This window comes from Flavobacterium sp. P21 (assembly GCF_050632225.1).
GTDB lineage: Bacteria > Bacteroidota > Bacteroidia > Flavobacteriales > Flavobacteriaceae > Flavobacterium.
This window is the reverse complement of the sequence record NZ_CP192585.1, coordinates 654588-673898: the sequence shown is the minus strand read 5'-3', so window position 1 is coordinate 673898 and position 19311 is coordinate 654588. Positions and strand designations below refer to the sequence as shown.

Annotated in this window: 13 protein-coding genes, 1 tRNA gene and 8 pseudogenes; 12 read left to right on the top strand and 10 right to left on the bottom strand. The window is 34.4% G+C overall.

Annotated features, from left to right (window positions below):
- The first annotated feature begins 3 nt into the window (after positions 1-3).
- Positions 4-479 (top strand): annotated as a pseudogene (gene rnhA, locus ACQ9BO_RS03275) (ribonuclease HI).
- Between the two features lie 60 nt (positions 480-539).
- Here the strand turns inward: rnhA and ACQ9BO_RS03270 are convergent.
- Positions 540-887, bottom strand: coding sequence for a DUF6249 domain-containing protein (locus ACQ9BO_RS03270; RefSeq protein ID WP_132987699.1), 348 nt, complete (start codon positions 885-887; stop codon positions 540-542).
- 307 nt (positions 888-1194) lie between these two features.
- On the opposite strand from ACQ9BO_RS03270, the gene ACQ9BO_RS03265 reads away from it, so the two are divergent.
- From ACQ9BO_RS03265 to ACQ9BO_RS03235, 7 genes and pseudogenes are all read left to right on the top strand, one after another.
- Positions 1195-1782, top strand: coding sequence for an RNA polymerase sigma factor (locus ACQ9BO_RS03265; RefSeq protein WP_431243613.1), 588 nt, complete (start codon positions 1195-1197; stop codon positions 1780-1782).
- The gene (locus tag ACQ9BO_RS03260; RefSeq protein WP_431243612.1) at positions 1766-2161 is read left to right on the top strand and encodes a hypothetical protein; all 396 of its coding nucleotides are present in this window, start codon (positions 1766-1768) and stop codon (positions 2159-2161) included. The genes ACQ9BO_RS03265 and ACQ9BO_RS03260 overlap by 17 nt, the downstream gene beginning before the upstream one ends.
- Before the next feature lie 16 nt (positions 2162-2177).
- Positions 2178-2417 carry a hypothetical protein gene (locus ACQ9BO_RS03255; protein WP_431243611.1) on the top strand — a complete coding sequence of 80 codons (240 nt, stop codon included), beginning with the start codon at positions 2178-2180 and terminating at the stop codon, positions 2415-2417.
- Entirely contained in the window at positions 2414-2596 is a 183-nt protein-coding gene (locus ACQ9BO_RS03250; RefSeq protein WP_431243610.1) for a hypothetical protein, read from the top strand. The genes ACQ9BO_RS03255 and ACQ9BO_RS03250 overlap by 4 nt, the downstream gene beginning before the upstream one ends.
- Positions 2571-3080 carry an alpha/beta hydrolase family protein gene (locus ACQ9BO_RS03245; protein WP_431243609.1) on the top strand — a complete coding sequence of 170 codons (510 nt, stop codon included), beginning with the start codon at positions 2571-2573 and terminating at the stop codon, positions 3078-3080. Before ACQ9BO_RS03250 ends, ACQ9BO_RS03245 begins: the two co-directional genes overlap by 26 nt.
- 291 nt (positions 3081-3371) lie before the next feature.
- A pseudogene (locus ACQ9BO_RS03240) lies at positions 3372-4297 on the top strand (PfkB family carbohydrate kinase).
- Between the two features lie 84 nt (positions 4298-4381).
- A pseudogene (locus ACQ9BO_RS03235) lies at positions 4382-6282 on the top strand (amidophosphoribosyltransferase).
- A gap of 844 nt (positions 6283-7126) precedes the next feature.
- Here ACQ9BO_RS03235 and ACQ9BO_RS03230 read toward each other — a convergent pair.
- From ACQ9BO_RS03230 to ACQ9BO_RS03215, 4 genes and pseudogenes are all read right to left on the bottom strand, one after another.
- Positions 7127-7739: pseudogene (locus ACQ9BO_RS03230) on the bottom strand (superoxide dismutase).
- A gap of 140 nt (positions 7740-7879) precedes the next feature.
- Positions 7880-8509: an aminoacyl-tRNA hydrolase gene (pth, locus tag ACQ9BO_RS03225; protein ID WP_431243608.1), complete on the bottom strand. Its 630-nt coding sequence runs from the start codon at positions 8507-8509 to the stop codon at positions 7880-7882.
- Between the two features lie 583 nt (positions 8510-9092).
- Positions 9093-9706 (bottom strand): annotated as a pseudogene (locus tag ACQ9BO_RS03220) (50S ribosomal protein L25/general stress protein Ctc).
- 51 nt (positions 9707-9757) lie between these two features.
- Positions 9758-10700: pseudogene (locus ACQ9BO_RS03215) on the bottom strand (ribose-phosphate pyrophosphokinase).
- Positions 10701-10988: 288 nt separating this feature from the next.
- On the opposite strand from ACQ9BO_RS03215, the gene ACQ9BO_RS03210 reads away from it, so the two are divergent.
- The 4 genes from ACQ9BO_RS03210 to ACQ9BO_RS03195 all read left to right on the top strand — a co-directional run bounded on the left by ACQ9BO_RS03210 (position 10989) and on the right by ACQ9BO_RS03195 (position 12629).
- Positions 10989-11068, top strand: a tRNA-Leu gene (locus tag ACQ9BO_RS03210).
- Positions 11069-11223: 155 nt separating this feature from the next.
- Entirely contained in the window at positions 11224-11550 is a 327-nt protein-coding gene (locus tag ACQ9BO_RS03205) for an ArsR/SmtB family transcription factor (protein WP_379684294.1), read from the top strand.
- 57 nt (positions 11551-11607) lie between these two features.
- Positions 11608-12078, top strand: coding sequence for a DUF6428 family protein (locus ACQ9BO_RS03200; RefSeq protein ID WP_431243607.1), 471 nt, complete (start codon positions 11608-11610; stop codon positions 12076-12078).
- A 131-nt stretch (positions 12079-12209) separates the two neighbouring features.
- A complete protein-coding gene (locus tag ACQ9BO_RS03195) occupies positions 12210-12629 on the top strand; it encodes an arsenate reductase ArsC (RefSeq protein WP_431243606.1) in 420 nt (139 codons plus the stop codon).
- 45 nt (positions 12630-12674) lie between these two features.
- Here ACQ9BO_RS03195 and ACQ9BO_RS03190 read toward each other — a convergent pair whose 3' ends face one another.
- From ACQ9BO_RS03190 to ACQ9BO_RS03170, 5 genes and pseudogenes are all read right to left on the bottom strand, one after another.
- Positions 12675-13139 carry an OsmC family protein gene (locus tag ACQ9BO_RS03190; protein WP_431243605.1) on the bottom strand — a complete coding sequence of 155 codons (465 nt, stop codon included), beginning with the start codon at positions 13137-13139 and terminating at the stop codon, positions 12675-12677.
- An 868-nt stretch (positions 13140-14007) separates the two neighbouring features.
- Entirely contained in the window at positions 14008-15192 is a 1185-nt protein-coding gene (locus ACQ9BO_RS03185) for an aldose epimerase family protein (protein ID WP_431243604.1), read from the bottom strand.
- Positions 15193-15298: 106 nt separating this feature from the next.
- On the bottom strand, positions 15299-16807 hold the full coding sequence (gene araA, locus ACQ9BO_RS03180) for an L-arabinose isomerase (RefSeq protein WP_431243603.1): 1509 nt from the start codon (positions 16805-16807) through the stop codon (positions 15299-15301).
- A gap of 84 nt (positions 16808-16891) precedes the next feature.
- Positions 16892-17592: pseudogene (locus tag ACQ9BO_RS03175) on the bottom strand (L-ribulose-5-phosphate 4-epimerase).
- Positions 17576-19270, bottom strand: a pseudogene (locus tag ACQ9BO_RS03170) (ribulokinase). The pseudogenes ACQ9BO_RS03175 and ACQ9BO_RS03170 overlap by 17 nt, the downstream one beginning before the upstream one ends.
- Positions 19271-19311: the final 41 nt, after the last annotated feature.

Here is a 19311-nt window from a genome sequence, read left to right as displayed (position 1 = left end):
TAAATGAATCACGAAGTACATATATATACGGACGGCGCCGCAAAAGGAAACCCAGGAAATGGCGGTTATGGAGTCGTGATGGAATTAGTAGGAACGCCGCATAAAAAAGAATTCTACGAAGGTTTTCGCTTGACTACTAATAATAGAATGGAACTTCTGGCTGTAATTGTTGGTTTGGAAAAACTTAAAAAACCGAATATGAAAGTTCTAGTAATTTCCGATTCTAAATATGTAGTAGATTCTGTTGAAAAAAATGGGTTTTAGGCTGGGAGAAAAAGAAATTTGCCGGAAGGAAAAATCCAGATTTATGGAAACGTTTTTTAATTTCTTACCGAAAACACCAAGTCGATTTTAAATGGATAAAAGGCCACAACAATCATCCGCAAAATGAACGCTGTGATCAATTGGCAGTAATGGCGTCTATGCAACCGAAGCTTTCTGTCGATGAATATTACGAAACTATCGGATCTAAAGAATAAAAAAACGCATCAAATAATATTGATGCGTTTTTTGTACTAACTTAAATTCCTACTTACGATTTATTCTTTATCCAAACTTTTAGCTTTGTTAAACCCAAAAAGCAAACCAACTCCAGACATCGTAATAATTGTTGCCGGATAAACGACGTCTGAATTCATTGCTGTATACGTTGTAAGGAATAATGCTATAAACATTCCTACTCCAATCCCTATTAAAAGAAAGGCCGTATTTATAACAAATACTTTCCAAGCCGGAACTCCTTTGCCCTCTCCTTTTAAAAAGATGCTGGCATCAACACCTTTTTCTATAAGAGCCAAACGTTCTCTGTTTCTTGTTGAATAAATAAGATAGACAATCCCAAAGATTGTTGCGCAAAAACTAAAAGGTACTAATACTTCTGGTCCCATGATTTTATATTTTTTTAATTGATTGATACTTCATAGGACGACACCTTTTAAATTGAGGTTACAGCTTTTGTGAAAAAATTTTAAAATTTAAATCCCATCCCGAGGCCTCGGGACCAAAACTTACTGATTATGAGTTAATTTTGAGTATATTTTTTCGTATTACCAACTTTGTCAAAGTTTTAAACTTTGACAAAATTCTAACCGATCCAACATTGGAATTTGGTCTCGAGGCTTCGGGATAAAAAAATTGCAATTTATTTTTCAAAATTCTTGTAACCTAAAATAACAAACCGTCGTCCTATATAATATGAGTGCAATTTCAGATCAACATTATATCGATAGAATCCTGCAGGGCGAGACCAATTTGTTTGCCGTGCTGGTTGACCGTTATAAGGATATGATTTTTACATTGTCGCTCAAAATGATCAAGAACCGAGAGGAAGCCGAAGAAGCGGCGCAAGATACTTTTATTAAAGTGTACAATTCGTTGAGCAAGTTTAAAGGCGATTCTAAATTCTCGACATGGATTTATAAAATCTCTTATAATAATTGTTTAGACCGTTTGAAGAAAAACAAAAAAGAAGATTTGAATATTTCTATTGATGAATTTTCATCGCATTTAGTCAAAACAATGGACAATGCTTTAAGCAATTTAGTTGACGCAGAACGAAAGCAGGCCATTCAAAATTGTTTAAATTTGTTACCAAGCGATGATAATTTTTTGCTGACGCTCTTTTATTTTGAAGATCAAAATTTAGAGGAAATTGGAAAAATCATGAATATAAACGCTAATAATGTCAAAGTGAAATTATTTAGAAGCCGACAAAAATTAGCCACCATTTTAAAAACGCAGTTAGAACCCGAAATAGTTGAGTATTATGAAAGAGAGCGATAAAAACTTAGAAAATCTTATTGATAAAATGATGAGCGAAAACACTTTGCAATCGCCATCTGCCGACTTTACTTCAAACTTGATGTCGCAAATTCTTATTGCCGAAAAAGCAAAAATCAAGCCTTATAAACCTTTAATTTCCATTTCAACATGGATTTTTATTGGAATTATTTTGGCTCTTTTGATTGCTTATAATGTGTTTTTTGCAGGAACTCAAAACAATTTAGAAGTAGGAAAATCGTATACAGATAAAATTTCGGCAATTATTTCTGGAATTCATATTTCAAAAACTTTATTGTATTCTATTTTGATAGTTCCTTTTATGATTCTAGTGCAAGTTGGGGTTTTGAAGAATTATTTTGATAAGAAGTATCAGTTGTAATGTTATTTTAAAACAAATGAAAAGTAGTAAAATCAAAAATAATTTATCTTCAAAAATTTTTAAAACACAGACCTATTTTCTCTTAATGTTTTTGTTTTTTATTACTAGTTATGCATCTGCAATTCCATCAAACTTTACTACTAAAGAAATAAAATTTGTTAGTGAAGGAATTTCACTTGCTGGAACTATTTTTATGCCCAACAATGCACAAGTCGCCGTTGTGATTGTTCATGGATCTGGGCAAGAAAAAGAATGATCGACTTTGCTACAACCCTAGCCAACAACGGTATTGCAGTTTTGACGTATGACAAACGCGGAGTCGGAGAATCAGGTGGCGTATATGCTGGGCCTGAAGTAGGAACAAACAATGTTGATTTCGTCAATCTAACTCTTTTGTCTTTAGATGCAAGTGCTCGCCGTAAATACTTTATCTAAATCTTTATCAAATAATCAAATACCAATAGGCTTAATAGGCGGTAGTCAAGCGGGATGGATCATTCCATTAGCGGCAGAGAAAAATAAGAAAGTCAAATTTATGACCATATTTAGCGGAGCTCTTATAACGGTTAAAGAACAATTGAGATTCCAATTTTACACCAATGGTGACAAAAATTTTTGGGACATACACTCCGAAGAAGAAGCCAGAAAACATGTATTCAATGACCCAGACAAATATGAGTTTATTGATACAAATCCCAATGATGTTCTTTCTAAATTATCAATTCCGGGATTCTGGATTTTTGGAGGAAAAGACATTCAGGTTCCCGTGAAATTATCAATCGAATATCTTGACAAATTAAAATCTACAGGAAAACCTTATGAATATAAATTGTTTTCAAACTTGGGACACAATACTGCATTTTCAAAATCTGAAGAGCCTATGAAAGATGCGATCAATTGGATTAAGAATATAAAATAAAGAATCATATGCTCCGAATTCTTCGTGTTTCATGCAAAAAAGAAAATATTCTTCAGCTTAAAAACTAAGATAGAAATGAGTTGTAAAATATTCGCAATTATTTTCGAAAAAGTTGCAGATTAATTCTGAAAAATCTATTTTGAGCTCCATTAAAAACAGATTTTAACCGATTCATTTACAGTATTTTCAACCCGAAATCGGTGTCGTTTTTTTAAGAAAATTTTGAGAACCTAAACCGTTGCAATATTGTAACTTATAGAGTATCTTTGCACCTAATTCGAAATTCATAAAATGAATAAACTATTGATTGTTGGAACAGTTGCTTTCGACGCGATTGAAACTCCTTTTGGAAAAACAGATAAAATATTAGGTGGTGCTCGCAACCTACATCGGATTATCAGCGTCATTTTTTAACTTGCAATCGGCCATTGTTTCTGTGGTTGGCGACGATTTCCCTCAAGAACATTTAGATCTTTTAACTTCAAAAAATATTGATATCTCTGGTATCGAAATTGTAAAAGGCGGAAAGACTTTTTTCTGGAGCGGTTTATACCACAACGATTTAAATTCTAGAGACACTCTTGTAACGGAGTTGAACGTTTTGGCAGATTTTCAGCCAAAAGTTCCTCAAAACTACAAAGATGCTGATGTGGTAATGTTAGGAAACTTGCACCCATTAGTACAAAGCAGTGTTTTAGACCAAATGGAGAAAAAACCAAAATTAGTTGTTTTAGATACAATGAACTTTTGGATGGATTGCGCTCTTCCAGAATTATTAGACGTTATTAAACGTGTAGATGTTATTACAATCAATGACGAAGAAGCAAGACAACTTTCAGGTGAATATTCATTAGTAAAAGCAGTACGCGAAAATCCAAGATATGGGACCAAAATATGTGGTGATCAAAAAAGGAGAACACGGAGCACTTTTATTCCACAATAGAGAAGTATTCTTTGCACCAGCTTTACCGTTAGAAGAAGTTTTTGATCCAACTGGAGCCGGAGACACTTTCGCAGGTGGATTCTCTGGATTTATTGCACAAAGCGAAAACATTTCTTTTGGAAACATGAAAAATGCAATTATTTACGGTTCAAATTTAGCTTCGTTCTGCGTAGAGAAATTTGGAACCGAAAGGATGGAAACATTAAGCAAAGCAGAAGTAGCGATTCGATTACAGCAATTTAAGTCGTTAACTCAGTTTGACATAGAAATATAATGCCTAAGAGCCTCGGATAAAACGGGGCTTTTTTTATTACGTTAATACACACAACTTACAACAACACACAAATAACAAAAAACAATGAGCGACGCTTTAAAACACGAATGTGGGATAGCTTTAGTTAGACTACTTAAACCGCTTGAATATTATAAAGAAAAATACGGAACTGCTTTTTACGGAATTCAGAAAATGTATTTAATGATGGAAAAACAGCACAACCGCGGTCAAGACGGAGCTGGTTTTGCAAGCATTAAATTGGATGTTGATCCTGGACAACGCTACATCAGCAGAGTTCGTTCGAACCACGCACAACCAATTCAAGATGTTTTTAAACAAATCAACGAGAGAATCAGCGAGGAGTTAAAAGCAAATCCTGAAATTGGCGATGATATCAATAAAATAAAATCGCAGATTCCTTATGTAGGCGAATTATTTTTAGGGCACGTTCGTTACGGAACTTTTGGAAAAAACAGCATCGAAAGCGTTCACCCATTTTTGCGTCAGAGCAACTGGATGCATCGTAACTTAATTTTGGCCGGAAACTTCAACATGACCAATGTTAAAGAACTTTTCGAAAACTTAGTTGAGCTTGGACAACATCCAAAAGAAATGGCGGATACTGTTACTGTAATGGAAAAAATTGGTCACTTTTTAGATAAAGAGGTAATGCAATTGTACCAAGATTGTAAAGCTGAAGGTTATTCTAAAAGAGATGCTTCTCCAGTAATTGCAGAGCGTTTGGATATTGCAAAAATCTTAGCTCGTTCAGCTAAAAACTTAGATGGAGGTTACGCAATGGCTGGATTATTAGGGCATGGCGACGCATTTGTTTTTAGAGATCCAGCAGGAATTCGTCCAGCTTACTTCTATCAAGATGACGAAGTAGTTGTGGTAGCTTCTGAAAGACCAGTTATCCAAACCGTATTTAATGTTCCTTTTGAAGGTGTTCAAGAAATTGATCCAGGAAATGCTTTGATCATCAAGAAGAACGGAAACGTTTCTATGAAACAAATCTTGGAACCAACTGTTAAAAAAGCTTGTTCTTTTGAAAGGATTTATTTCTCAAGAGGAAGTGATGCTGAAATCTATCAAGAGCGTAAAGATTTAGGTAAATTAATTTTGCCAGCCGTTCTTAAAGCAATTGACAGCGATACAGACAATACTGTTTTCTCTTATATTCCAAACACAGCTGAAACTTCATTTTATGGTTTAGTCGAAGTCAGCTCAGGATTTCTTAAATCAAAGAAAAAACAATTATATCCTAGAAAACAGAAATACATTAACTGCAGAAACGCTTCAGGAATTATTGGCTGTAAAAATCCGTACGGAAAAGGTAGCCATTAAAGATGCTAAACTTAGAACCTTTATTACAGAGGACAGCGACCGTGACGATTTAGTAGCTCACGTATATGATGTTACTTATGGTGTAATCAAACCAGAAGATAATTTGGTTATTATCGACGACAGTATTGTTCGTGGTACAACTTTGAAAATGAGCATCATCAAAATGATGGATCGTCTAAAACCAAAACGTATCGTTATCGTTTCATCTGCACCACAAATTCGTTATCCAGATTGTTACGGAATTGATATGGCGAAATTAGAAGGTTTAGTTGCCTTTAGAGCAAGCACTCGCTTTATTAAAAGAGAGAAACCTTTACCATATTGTAGATGAAGTTTATGCAAAATGTAAAGCACAAGAAAATTTCGCAGATAAAGATGTTGTAAATTATGTAACAGAAATTTACAGCCAATTTACTGACGAAGAAATTTCAGATAAAATTGCAGAAATGCTAAGCTCTCCAGAAATTAATGCCGAAGTGAAAATCATTTTCCAAAAAGTGGAAGATTTACATATTGCATGTCCTAAAAATTTAGGAGATTGGTACTTTACAGGAGACTACCCAACCCCTGGTGGAAATCGAGTTGTAAACCGCGCATTTATGAATTTTTACGAAGGAAAAGACGCTAGAGCTTACTAAAAACTATTAATGAAAAGTTAATTTGTGCATTTCATCGATTATTTTTGCCGTTCATCCTATTTCTTTGGTAAAAATGAAAAGCTACAATACTTTTGGAATACCATAACATTAGTAGGTTAAGTTTATGGTAGATTTGGGGCAAAAAGGGTGGAATTTATTCCACCTTTTTTATTTTATTCAGATAAGTATTTACAAAACAGACTTCTAGAATCACTTCATCGAAAATATTGACCATTCATCTAAAAAGTTTTTTTATAAAATATAGTCGCCATACATTTACCGAACCATAACATTAGTAGGTTAAGTTTATGGTAGATTTGGGGCAAAAAAGGCGGAAGAAATTCCGCCTTTTTTATTTCTTCTTTTTTTAGAAAGAGAATTAAGATTGAAGTATTAAGTATTAAGTATTAAGTATTAAGTATTAAGTATTAAGTATTAAGTATTAAGAAAATAAGTTAAAAACAGACGAACGATTAACCAAGCAATTCCTTTTTTAATACTCTAGTCTACACAATTTTCTTAATACTTAATACTTAATACTTAATACTTAATACTTAATACTTAATACTACCTTCTTTTTACTTCATCGGATATATTTGCCATTCGTCTAAAAAAGTTTTTTTTGAAATATACTCGTTATACATTTACTGAACCATAACATTAGTAGGTTAAGTTTATGGTAGATTTGGGGCAAAAAAGGCGGAAGAGATTCCGCCTTTTTTATTTCTTCTTTTTAGATAAAAGAACAAAGAGAATACAAGAAAGACTAAAAATTGCACATAAAAAAAGACGAACACAAAGTGCTCGTCTTTTTTCTTTCTCCTATTTTCTTGATTCTTTTCTCTTATTTGTCTAAAGCGAATCTTCTTGCAACTTCTGTCCAGTTAATTACACTGAAGAAAGCTTCAATATAATCTGGTCTTCTGTTTTGGTAGTTTAAGTAGTAAGCGTGCTCCCAAACATCCATTCCTAAGATTGGAGTTCCACCGTGACCAGCAACTTCTGGCATTAATGGATTATCTTGATTTGGAGTACCTACAACTTCTAATTTTCCTCCTTTTTGAACTGTTAACCAAGCCCATCCAGAACCGAATTGTGTAGCACCAGCTTTAGCAAATTTTGCTTTAAACTCTTCGAAAGTTCCGAAAGAAGCTTCGATTGTCGCTAATAAATCTCCTGTTGGCAAACCTCCTCCGTTTGGAGACATTACAGTCCAGAATAAATTGTGGTTATAGAAACCTCCACCATTGTTACGAACTGCGGCGTTTGATTTATCTAAATTGATTAAGATGTTTTCAATAGTTTTTCCTTCTAAATCTGTTCCAGCTATAGCGAGCATTAAGATTTGTTGTATATGCATTGTGATGCTTTGTATGGTGGATTTCCATTGTACGTGCATCAATATGTGGTTCTAATGCATCATATGCATATGGTAATTGTGGTAATTCAAAAGCCATGATATTTCTAATTTTTATGGTTTATAATAATTTATTCCAAATTTAGACATTTAACTTTGGAATTGAAAATACTATTTCGTTATAATTGAATTAAATTCAGTGATAATTTACATTTTTACAACATAAACACCTGAAAATCTTTATTTTCCATTAAATGTTGTCATTGTATTTTCTAAACCGGCTGTTCCAAAAGTTCTGATGATTTCTGCCGAAGTTTCTAAGCGTTCTGGCAATTTTGCATTTTCTTCATCATTCCATTCGCCTAAAACATAATCGACCTGCTGTCCTTTTTTGAATTGATCACTGATCCCGAATCTAAAACGAGTGTAATTTTGTGTATTTAAAACAAGATTGATGTTTTTAAGTCCGTTATGACCGCCGTCACTTCCTTTTGGTTTGATTCTTATTGTTCCGAATGACAGATTTAAATCATCTGTAATGACAAGAATATTTTCTAGCGGAATATTTTCTTTGTCCATCCAGTATTTTACTGCTTTTCCACTCAAGTTCATATAAGTATTTGGCTTTAAAAGAAAAAAGGTTCTTCCTTTAAATTTATATTCTGCAAGTGCACCTAATTTTACAGTTTCAAAAGAAAGCCCTTCTTTTTTGGCTAAAAAATCCAGCACTTTAAATCCGATATTATGTCTGGTGTTTACATACTCAGCTCCTATATTTCCTAATCCGACGATTAAATATTTCTTCATATTGTCTTCTATGTTCTCTTCTTTTGGTGTTGATGAAAACAGTTTTGTTATCCATTTTATCATGATTGCAAAAATAAGGTTAATTAGGGAATGTGGCAATTGGATAATTAGATAATTTGAAAATGTGCAAATTAGACAATTGTCTGTTGGTGCGATTTAACCGCAAAGCGTGCGAAGGTTTTATGCAAAGGACGCTAAGAAAGAGTTTCTATCTAGATGGACAAAGAACGCAAAGAAAGGTCTCTCGCAGATTTGGCAGATTATGCCGATTTATATTGATTTCTTGTTGTCAGACTGAACGAAGTTGAAGTTACCCAAGAAACTCGACAATCTAAATTCCATACTTTGAGCGGGCTTCGACTTCGCTCAGCCTGACAACGATGAAAAAACTTAGCATCCTAGAATCTCAGCAACTTAGTATCTTATGAAAAAGATACTTTCTTTCTAGCCCTGACAGGAGCGGTATCCTTTTTCTGGCTTCTTTAGCCAGGAAAAGATTTAGCGGATGGCAGGAACATCACTTGTTCTGAAAACGGGATTTTCTGCTTCTAAAAAAACTTAGCATCTCAGCACCTTAGAAACTTAGAAGCTTTAAAAAAAAGCCCCAATCGAAAGATTGAGGCTTTTTGTATAGAGTGAAAAAAAATTATTTTTTCTTTCCTTTTGCAGGAGCTTTTGCGGCTTTTGCGGCCTCTTGAGCAGACTTTCATAGCGGCACGAGAGATTCTTACTTGACAAACAACAGTGTTGTCTGGGTGCATAATTTTGTACTCTGGTTTTCCAACTTTAGTAACGTATAATTTGTTACCCATTTCAAGTGGAGTGATGTCAGCTTCAACGAAATCAGGAAGATTTGCTGGTAAAGCTTTCACTTTTAATTTACGTTGGTTCAAACGTAAAACACCTCCCGCAAGAACACCTTTAGATGTACCAACGATTTTCACAGGAACTTCCATTGTGATTTCTTTGTCATCAAACAATTGGAAGAAGTCGATGTGTAAAATTTTGTCAGTAACTGGGTGAACTTGGATATCTTGCAAAATTGCATTGAATGATTTTCCTTTTCCAAGCTCAATCACAACTGTGTGTGCGTTTGGAGTGTAAACCAAGTTTTTGAACAGCTGCAGCGTCTGCTGAGAAGTGTACTGCTTGATTTCCTCCGTATAACACGCAAGGAACCGCTCCAGCATTACGTAAGGCTTTAGTTGACACTTTGCCCACGCTTTCTCTTTCTGATCCTTTAATTGTAATCGATTTCATTGTAAAAAAATATAGTTATTAAATAAATATTCTTGTTTGTTGTAGCGAAAATTACATAATGAATTTTCCGCTAATTGAATTGTTGTGGTGCACCATGTGCATAACTTCTGCGAAAAGAGGTGCACAACTCACTACTCTAATCTTGTCTGAATGTTTCTTTAACGGAATAGAATCAGTTACGATCAACTCTGTTAATTTTGAATTTTCAATTTTTTCATACGCACCGCCTGATAAAATAGCGTGTGTACAAATTGCTCTTACACTTAAAGCTCCTTTCTCGATCATTAGGTCTGCGGCTTTCGCCAAAGTTCCTCCTGTATCGATCATGTCGTCTACCAAGATTACGTTACGACCTTTTACTTCACCAATCAATTCCATAGTGTCGATAACGTTGGTCGCTTTTCTTTGTTTGTAACAGATTACTACATCTGATTCTAAAAACTTCGAATAAGCATAAGCTCTTTTTGATCCTCCCATGTCTGGAGATGCAATGGTCAAATTTTCTAAATTCAAACTTTGCACGTAAGGCAAAAAGATGGTAGATGCAAATAAATGATCTACTGGTTTTTCAAAGAATCCTTGAATTTGGTCTGCATGCAGATCCATTGTCATGATTCTTGTTGCTCCTGCGACTGTTAATAGGTTTGCTACTAACTTAGCTCCAATCGGAACTCTTGGTTTGTCTTTTCTGTCCTGTCTTGCCCAACCAAAATAAGGCATAACAGCTGTAATATGTCTTGCTGATGCGCGCTTTGCGAGCATCAATCATTAATAACAATTCCATCAAATTATCTGCCGATGGGAAAGTTGAACATACGATGAATACTCGTAAACCTCTAATTGATTCTTCGTAAGATGGCTGAAATTCTCCATCACTATACGTTGACATCGTTACTTTTCCTAACGGAATTCCGTACTGCTCTGCAATTTTTTCTGCAAGATAAACACTTTGTGAACAAGCAAAAATTTTAGCTTCTGGTTCTAGGTGCGACATTATAATTTGTTGTTTTATTCCGAAGCTTTCCATCAAATAAGCCAAACTTTTTTTGCTATAGCCTTTTAAATGTATTTACCTCGGTTGTAGTTAGTTGTGTGTGCGTCGTTTTAACGAGCCGCAAATTTATAAAATTTATTGACACTGAAAGTAAAAAATTTAAGTATTTTTATTAGAATGTTTAATTTTATTTTTTACATTTGCACCGTGTTAAAGGAACGACATCATTTATGACTTCGTTCTATTGCGTTAAAAATAATCGCTTTTGATTGTTTTTTCGTCTGCTAAGCCCGGATGGCGGAATTGGTAGACGCGCTGGTCTCAAACACCTGTGGGAAACCGTGCCGGTTCGACTCCGGCTCCGGGTACGAAAAACCTCTTCTTAACCGAAGAGGTTTTTTCATTTTAGTCCTTTTCTTGAAAAAACCACTTACCATGCAATTTACTGTTTATCTTATTTTTACAAATAAATTTTGTCTGTTTATATTTTAATCGTAATATTGCAATATTAAATTAGACAAAAATGGGAGCTACAAAAACCGAACATTTTACAGACGCACAAAATCAAATAGCAACAATAGCAAAAGCATTAGGACATCCTGCAAGAATTGCAATAATAGAATATTTGCTAAAAGTCAACGAATGCATTTGTGGCGATATTGTCAACGAACTTCCTCTTGCGCAACCAACAGTTTCCCAACATTTGAAAGAATTAAAAAATGCAGGAATTATTAAAGGAAACATCTCAGGAAATGCAATTTGTTATTGTCTTGACGAAAAAACAATTGATATTTTGAGCGCTTATATTTTAAATATCTCAGCCACTATTTCGAAATCAAAATGCTGTTAGGCATTTTTTTACTATTTATTATCGCAATATTGCATTAAACAAATAAACTTTGAAAAAATGAAATTATCAGAAATAAAACAGATTTTGCCAACATTAGATAATGTTGAATTTCAATTAGAAAACGGAGCTTTTGTACCTGAACATTTTCATGTAACTGAAATTGGAAGCATTACAAAACACTTCATCGATTGTGGTGGTGTTATTAGAAACGAAAAAGTTGTCAATTTTCAGCTTTGGAATGCGAACGATTTTGAACATCGCTTAAAACCTGCTAAATTATTGCACATCATTCAGCTTTCGGAGGATAAACTAAATATTGAAGATCTTGAAATCGAAGTAGAATATCAAAGCGATACCATTGGAAAATATGATTTAGTATTTAATGGGAACACTTTTGTTCTTCAAAATAAAAAAACTGCTTGTCTAGCACAAGACGCTTGCGGAATTCCAGCTGAAAAACAAAAAATCAAATTAGTCGAATTAAATAATGATTCTTCATGCTGTACTCCAAATTCTGGGTGTTGCTAACATGAAAGGAAAACTTATTAAATACAAAAAACCAATTATTATCACCACAGCTGTTGTTGTGTTGCAACTCATTTTTGGCTTTGACCCAAAATTCTGCATCATAAACATCATTTGGCTGTTTGTTTAAAATTATGGAAAAGAAAATATTAATACTTTGTACAGGAAATAGTCGCAGAAGCCAAATTGCAGAAGGATATATGAGATATTTTGCAGGCAATAAAGCGGTAGTTTACAGTGCCGGAGTAGAAACTCATGGAGTCAATCCGAAAGCTATTTCAATAATGTTAGAAGACGGTATAGACATTTCAAATCATACCTCTAACCATATTGACGAATACACCAATATTGATTTTGATTATGTAATAACTGTATGTGATAATGCTAAGGAACGATGTCCATTTTTTCCAACTAAAGCACTTAAATTTCACTATAATTTTCCTGATCCTGCAAAAGCATCAGGAACAGATTTAGAAATAACGGAGCAATTTAGAAATGTAAGACAATTGATAAAGGAATATTGTAAAAGTTTTGTTGAAGAAAATTTAGCTTAATCACAGCATAAAAAAACCTCTTCTTTTAAAGAAGAGGTTTTACTTTTATATTGCTTCACAAATTGCATTATGCAAAACCGGAAAATTGCAGGAATTAGCAATAAAACACAATTGATTTGCTTTTTGATGTAATTCTAAAGCCAATTCTATTTGGTCTGAATTTGAGATTTTTACTTTTGGATATAATTTTACCTCAACAAAACGCCCGCTTCCGTCTGGATTTACTTCTAAGGTTGCTTCAGCATTATCTGAATATTCTAAAACTTCTATTCCATTTTGAGAACAGACATACAAGTACGACATCATGTGGCAGGAAACCAAACTGCTCAACAACAAATCTTCAGGATTATATAATGATGGATCGCCTTTGAAAGCTTTTGCCGCAGAAACATCTAAAGTTGGCTTTCCTTCAATTTTAACTTGATGGGTTTTACTATAGAATCTTTTGGATGATTCTTCTGGAATTTGTTTTGAAGTCCAGCTTAATTGTGTTTTGAATAGATGTTTCATTTAACTAAGTTAAGATTTTTTTATGCTGTATGAATTAATCTCGCAAAGTCTCAGAGTCGCCAAGAAATTAAATTTTGAGTCTTATCGCCTTTGCGAGATTCAAAATTCGTTCTATCACCTTATTTCAGTTTATCAAATTCTGCTTCAGCTTCATCAAGGCAAAGAAGTCGACCTTCGAAATATGGAAAATAATTTACCTTATCAATTGATAATTTTTGTATTTCATTTTCACCAATTCGCAAGTATATTTTTTTGGAAAAACCCTTCTTACTATCAAATAATCAACAATCCTAAAATTTCTTTTTACTATTTTATCACCAAGAGGACATCCTATTTCTGCAGTAAAGATTTGTTTTTCTATACTTATGAGGTTTTCTTTTTTTGACAAAGATTCCCATTTGTACTTTTCTATCTTTTCACTTTTACTTTTCTTAATTCTGTATTTATTTTTTTATCTAAATCATATTTAGAAATTTGATCCAAAATCTTGCTGAATTCTGAAAGACTTATAAATTTTCTTTTTTGTTCATTAAGAACAACCGCATGATGATCAATTTCTTTAAAGCTTTTACTGGTTTCTAAACAAACCTCTGAAAATCCGGTTTCAGAATAGTTTTGAAAAAGTACAAGTGAACTCAGCGATATAAATATCAGTATAAGTAGAAAATATTTATTCATTAATTTCAAAATATTTATTGAATTGAACTCACGAATTTATATAAATTGAAACATACATAAAGTATAATTTCATAAATTTTCAAAATCTAAAATTCGTGAATTCGTGGCAGAAAAAAGCAAAAAACCTCGAAAGCCAATTAACTTTCGAGGTTTTTCAGAGAATTAGAACTAACTAAACAAATTCTAAAGATTATTTTTGAACAGAAAACTTAAAGGTTGTTTTCGTTTTATAATTTTCTCCTGGGTTTAAAACCGTTGTTGGGAAATTTTTCTGGTTTGGAGAATCTGGATAATGTTCTGTTTCTAGACATAATCCTGTTCTGTGTGCATAAGTTCCACCGTTTGGCATTGGCAAAGTTCCGTCAAGGAAATTTCCTGAGTAAAACTGAATTCCAGGTTCGTCTGTTGTCATTTCCATAACTCTTCCGCTTGTTGCGTGGTATACTTTTGCAATGATTGTTTTTCCTTTTTCAGGATTGTTCAACACCCAACAGTGATCATAGCCTTTTCCTCTTTCTAACTGCTCATTTTTAGCATTGATGTCTTTTCCAATTAATTTTGGCGTTCTGAAATCAAAAGGAGTTCCCGCAACATCATCCAATTTTCCTGTCGGAATCAAAGTAGCGTCAACCGGAACTAATTTATCTGCATTTAAAGTCAATTCGTGATCTAAGATTGTTTTTGTAAAGTCTCCAGATAAATTAAAATAAGAATGCTGTGTCAAGTTGACAACTGTTTTCTTGTCTGTTGTTGCTTCGTATAAAACTTCCAACTGATTGTCATTTGTCAATGTATAAGTCACAAAAACTTTCAGATTTCCAGGATATCCTTCTTCCATATCTTTGCTTACATAAGATAATTTTAAAGAAGCTGTTTCTCCAGATTTAACCTCATCTGCTTTCCAAACCACGTTAAAGTAGCCTTGCGGACCACCATGTAAAGCATTTGGCGCATTGTTGATTGCCAATTGATATTCTTTTCCGTCTAATGAAAATTTACCTTTTGCAATTCGGTTTCCGTATCTTCCTATCAAAGCTCCAAAAAATGGATTTTCTTTTTCGTATTGTGCCAAAGAACTGAATCCGATTACTACATTTTCTGAAACGCCTTCTTTATTCGGCACTTTCAAATCTGTAATTCTTCCGCCAAAAGTGATGATGTCAACTTCCATCCCGTTTTGGTTTTTCAATTTATAGCTCTCTACTTTTTCGCCTTTTGCAGTAGTTCCATATTCCGATTTGTCAATTGTAACTAATGCTTTTTCATCAGTTGCAACTTTTTCTGTGTCAGCTTTTTTATCGCCTTTACATTGAACTGAAACTGCGACCAAACTCAAAAGGCTTAATCCGAAAACACAACGTTTTAATACATTCATAAATGGTTATTTTTTAGTTAGTAAAGTCTCAAAGTCAAAAGTCATAAAGTCTTTCTTCAAAGTAACTAAAACTTTCGGACTTTATGACTTTCGACTTTTGACTAATTTATAGTCCGTGTTGAAACAAATGATAATAAGCTTCGTTGGCATTAATTTTATCTTTGAAATCTCTTACCGTAGTTTTTTCATCAATTACTAATAGCTCAATTCCAGCGATATCAGCAAAATCTTCCATATATTCAGTTGTCAATGACTGGCTGTAAACCGTATGATGCGCTCCACCAGCTAAAATCCAAGCTGTCGCCGCAATATCAAGATTTGGTTTACAATCCCATAAAACTCTTGCAACTGGTAATTTTGGCAATTCTGCCAATGGTTTAACTGCCTCAACTTCGTTTACAATTAAACGGAAACGAGTTCCCATATCCACTAAAGAAACATTGATTGCATCTCCGGCTGGTGAATTAAATACCAAACGAGCTGGATCTTCTTTTCCTCCAATTCCTAAAGGATGCACTTCGCAAGAAGGTTTTCCGTCAGCAATCGATGGACAAATTTCCAACATATGCGATCCTAAAACGTATGATTTTTGTGGTGTGAAATGGTACGTGTAATCTTCCATGAAAGAAGTTCCGCCTTCCAAACCGATATTCATTACTTTTAAAGCTCTTACCATTGCGACCGTTTTCCAGTCTCCTTCACCACCAAAACCATAACCATCGGCCATTAATCTTTGTGTTGCGATTCCTGGTAATTGTTTCCAAACTCCAAGATTTTCGAATGTATCTGTGAAAGCGCCGAAACCTCCTTCTTCAAGGAAAGCTCTTAATCCTAATTCGATTTTTGTCGCTTCAACTAATGAGCTTCTCTGTGCTCCACCTTCTTTTAAAGAATCGGTTAAATTGTATGATTGCTCATAAACCGCTAATAAATCATTTAATTCTTTATCTGTAACTTTCTCGATATGTTTTGTAACGTCTGAAGAATCGTATCCATTTACCGAAACGCCAAAACGAATTTGTGCTTCTACTTTATCGCCTTCTGTTACGGCAACTTCACGCATATTGTCTCCAATACGAGCTACTTTTAAGTTTTGAAGTTCGTCCCATCCTAAAACGACTCTTGACCAGATTCCTAATTTTTTCTGAACTCTTTCGTCTTCCCAATGTCCAACTACAACTTTACGTTTTTTGCGCATTCTTGACATGATAAAACCAAATTCACGATCTCCGTGAGCGGATTGATTCAGGTTCATAAAATCCATGTCAATAGATCCCCACGGAATTTCAGCATTGTATTGTGTATGTAAATGACATAATGGTTTTTTCAAAATACTCAAACCGCCAATCCACATTTTTGCTGGTGAAAAAGTGTGCATCCAAGCAATAATTCCGATACAGTTTTTCTCTGAATTCGCGACCAAACAAACGTCTAAAATTTGCGATGGTGATTTCACCACATCTTTGTAAACCACTTTTACTGGAATTGAAGATGAAGCGTCTAATCCTTTTGCAATTATCTGCGAATGTTCTGCTACTTTTCTTAGGGTTTCTTCACCATATAATTCCTGGCTTCCTACTACAAACCATACTTCTTTTTGAGATATATCAATCATGCTGTTTAATCGTTTATTTGTTGAATTGTTTAATCGTTTGCAGGTTCTAAAATCTAAAATCTGCATTCTAAAATCTAAAATTATTTATTGTCCGTAATACGAATCTTTTCCGTGTTTGCGGTTGTAATGTTTCTTAATTAATGAATCTTTTAATCTTGGTGCGTTTGAATTTATTTGCAAAGTCAGGTAAGCCATTTCTGCCACAACTTCCAGAACTTTGCTATTGTAAACCGCTTTTGCGACATTTTTTCCCCAAGCGAATGGGCCGTGATTTCCAATTAAAATCATTTCTACTTCTTCATAAGAAAGATTTTTTCTTTGAAGCAATCCAGAATCTGAATTCCGGTATTGTGTTCGTAGTTTCCTTCGATTAAATGATCTGCCATCGGGGGCGCACACGGAATATCAGCCGTTAAGTGATCCGCATGCGTTGTTCCGAAAATTGGAATATCTCTTTGTGATTGTGCCCAAGCCACAGAATAAGTTGCGTGTGTATGCGCAACACCTCCGATATTTGGCCAATGTTTGTATAAATAAGCGTGCGTTTTCGTATCAGATGACGGACGCATCGTTCCTTCAATAACATTATTATCAAAATCGACAATAACGATATCTTCAGGTTTTAAATCTTCGTACGGAACACCGCTTGGCTTAATGGCAAAAACACCATTTTTTCTGTCAACAGCGCTTACATTTCCGAAAGTATATACCACCAAATTCAATGCATTCAACTGCATGTTGGCTTCGTAACATTCCTGTTTTAAATCTTTATACTGAGAACTCATTTTGAGATATTTTAATAGTTGGGTCTGCAAAAACACTTAATTGTTCGTAAGCGATAAGCAGTTTGTTATACGCCGCCACTTTATCTAATTGAGGAAAATATTCTCCGTCAAAATCACTTCCGATTTTTTGGCTTGCTTCGATTACGTTTGGATAAATTCCGGTCGCAACGGTCTGCGTAAATTGCTCGCGCCTAACGCTGGAGTTTGATCTGACGAAGCGATTTTAATTGGTTTGTTTAAAACATTTGCCAAAGTCTGCATGATGAAAGGCGATTTTCTCGCAACGCCACCAATTCCGATCACACTGTCGATTTTTACGCCTTCTTCTTCAAAACGATCTACAATTTTCTTCGCTCCAAAACAAATTGCGTTTACTAAAGCTTTGAAAATATGAGGCGCTTTTGTTCCTAAAGATAAATTTGAAATAGCACTTTTTACTTCCTGATTTGCATCTGGAGTCCTACGTCCATTAATCCAGTCTAAAGCAATTGGAAGGCTTTCTGAAACTGGAATTTTCTCCGCTTCTTTCGTTAATTCTACAATTAACTTATCGCTGAATTCTTCTCTTAATTGTTCTTTTTGAGCATCATTTAAAAGAGAAGAAGATCCTAATAAATGTTCTGTAGGCCACATTAATAATTCTTTGTACCAAGCCAATAAATCGCCAAAAGCAGATTGTCCTGCTTCAAGACCAATAAAGCCTGGAATAACTGAACCGTCAACTTGACCGCAAATACCGCGAACGGTTTTTGTTCCCACTTCATCATAAGAACCAACCAGAATATCGCAAGTTGAAGTTCCCATAACGCGAACTAAAGTATTTTCTCCGATTTTAGCTCCAACAGCTCCAGAATGTGCGTCGAAAGTTCCAACAGCCACAACTGTTTCTGTAGAAAGTCCTAAACGATCTGCCCATTCTTTGCTTAAATTTCCAGCAGATAAATCAGATGTATACGTTTCATCATATAAATTACCACGAAGTTGTGCTAAATATGGATGTAATTTTTCTAAGAATTCAACTGGAGGTAATCCGTTCCAGTCTGTGTGCCACATTGCTTTGTGACCTGCGGCGCAACGGCTTCTTTTGAAGGTTTTTAAATCTTTATCTTCGATTAATAAATACGTCATTAAATCGCAGTGCTCCATCCAAGTGTGTGCTCGCATTTCGAACGGCTTCATCTTGTCTTGCAATGTGAAGTATTTTTGCCCAAAACCATTCTGATGAGTAAATTCCGCCAACGTATTTAGTAACGTCTTCTCCGCCCCAGCTTACTGCCAGTTCGTTGATTTCGTTTGCTTCATTTATCGAAGTATGATCTTTCCATAAAACCATCATCGCATTTGGGTTTTCTTCAAAACCTTTTGTCAATGCTAATGGCGTTCCGTCTTTTGTAACCGGCACGGGAGAAGATCCAGTCGTGTCAATACAAATTCCTTTAACTAATGAAGGATCAACTTTACTTTCTTTTATAACATTCTGAATCGTAATTTCCAGCCCTTCAATATGATCCAAAGGATGCTGACGAAACTGATTTATTGAAGCGTCACAATATTGCTTGTTTTTCCATCTTTTATAATGAGAAACGTTCGATGCCAGCTCTTGCCCATTTTCAGTGTCTATTAGCACCGCTCGAACAGAATCTGTTCCGTAGTCCAATCCTATTACGTAATTTTTCATTCTAAATTTGTTTTTAATAATGACAAATATAATTATTATAA

What these genes read in the sequence shown, in the direction of transcription:
- ACQ9BO_RS03270 (WP_132987699.1), bottom strand. Translation starts at nt 887, where the DNA reads ATGGGACCAGAAGTATTAGTACCTTTTAGTTTTTGCGCAACAATCTTT.
- ACQ9BO_RS03265 (WP_431243613.1), top strand. Translation starts at nt 1,195, where the DNA reads ATGAGTGCAATTTCAGATCAACATTATATCGATAGAATCCTGCAGGGC.
- ACQ9BO_RS03260 (WP_431243612.1), top strand. Translation starts at nt 1,766, where the DNA reads ATGAAAGAGAGCGATAAAAACTTAGAAAATCTTATTGATAAAATGATG.
- ACQ9BO_RS03255 (WP_431243611.1), top strand. Translation starts at nt 2,178, where the DNA reads ATGAAAAGTAGTAAAATCAAAAATAATTTATCTTCAAAAATTTTTAAA.
- ACQ9BO_RS03250 (WP_431243610.1), top strand. Translation starts at nt 2,414, where the DNA reads ATGATCGACTTTGCTACAACCCTAGCCAACAACGGTATTGCAGTTTTG.
- pth (WP_431243608.1), bottom strand. Translation starts at nt 8,509, where the DNA reads ATGATAAAATGGATAACAAAACTGTTTTCATCAACACCAAAAGAAGAG.
- ACQ9BO_RS03205 (WP_379684294.1), top strand. Translation starts at nt 11,224, where the DNA reads ATGGGAGCTACAAAAACCGAACATTTTACAGACGCACAAAATCAAATA.
- ACQ9BO_RS03200 (WP_431243607.1), top strand. Translation starts at nt 11,608, where the DNA reads ATGAAATTATCAGAAATAAAACAGATTTTGCCAACATTAGATAATGTT.
- ACQ9BO_RS03195 (WP_431243606.1), top strand. Translation starts at nt 12,210, where the DNA reads ATGGAAAAGAAAATATTAATACTTTGTACAGGAAATAGTCGCAGAAGC.
- ACQ9BO_RS03190 (WP_431243605.1), bottom strand. Translation starts at nt 13,139, where the DNA reads ATGAAACATCTATTCAAAACACAATTAAGCTGGACTTCAAAACAAATT.
- ACQ9BO_RS03185 (WP_431243604.1), bottom strand. Translation starts at nt 15,192, where the DNA reads ATGAATGTATTAAAACGTTGTGTTTTCGGATTAAGCCTTTTGAGTTTG.
- araA (WP_431243603.1), bottom strand. Translation starts at nt 16,807, where the DNA reads ATGATTGATATATCTCAAAAAGAAGTATGGTTTGTAGTAGGAAGCCAG.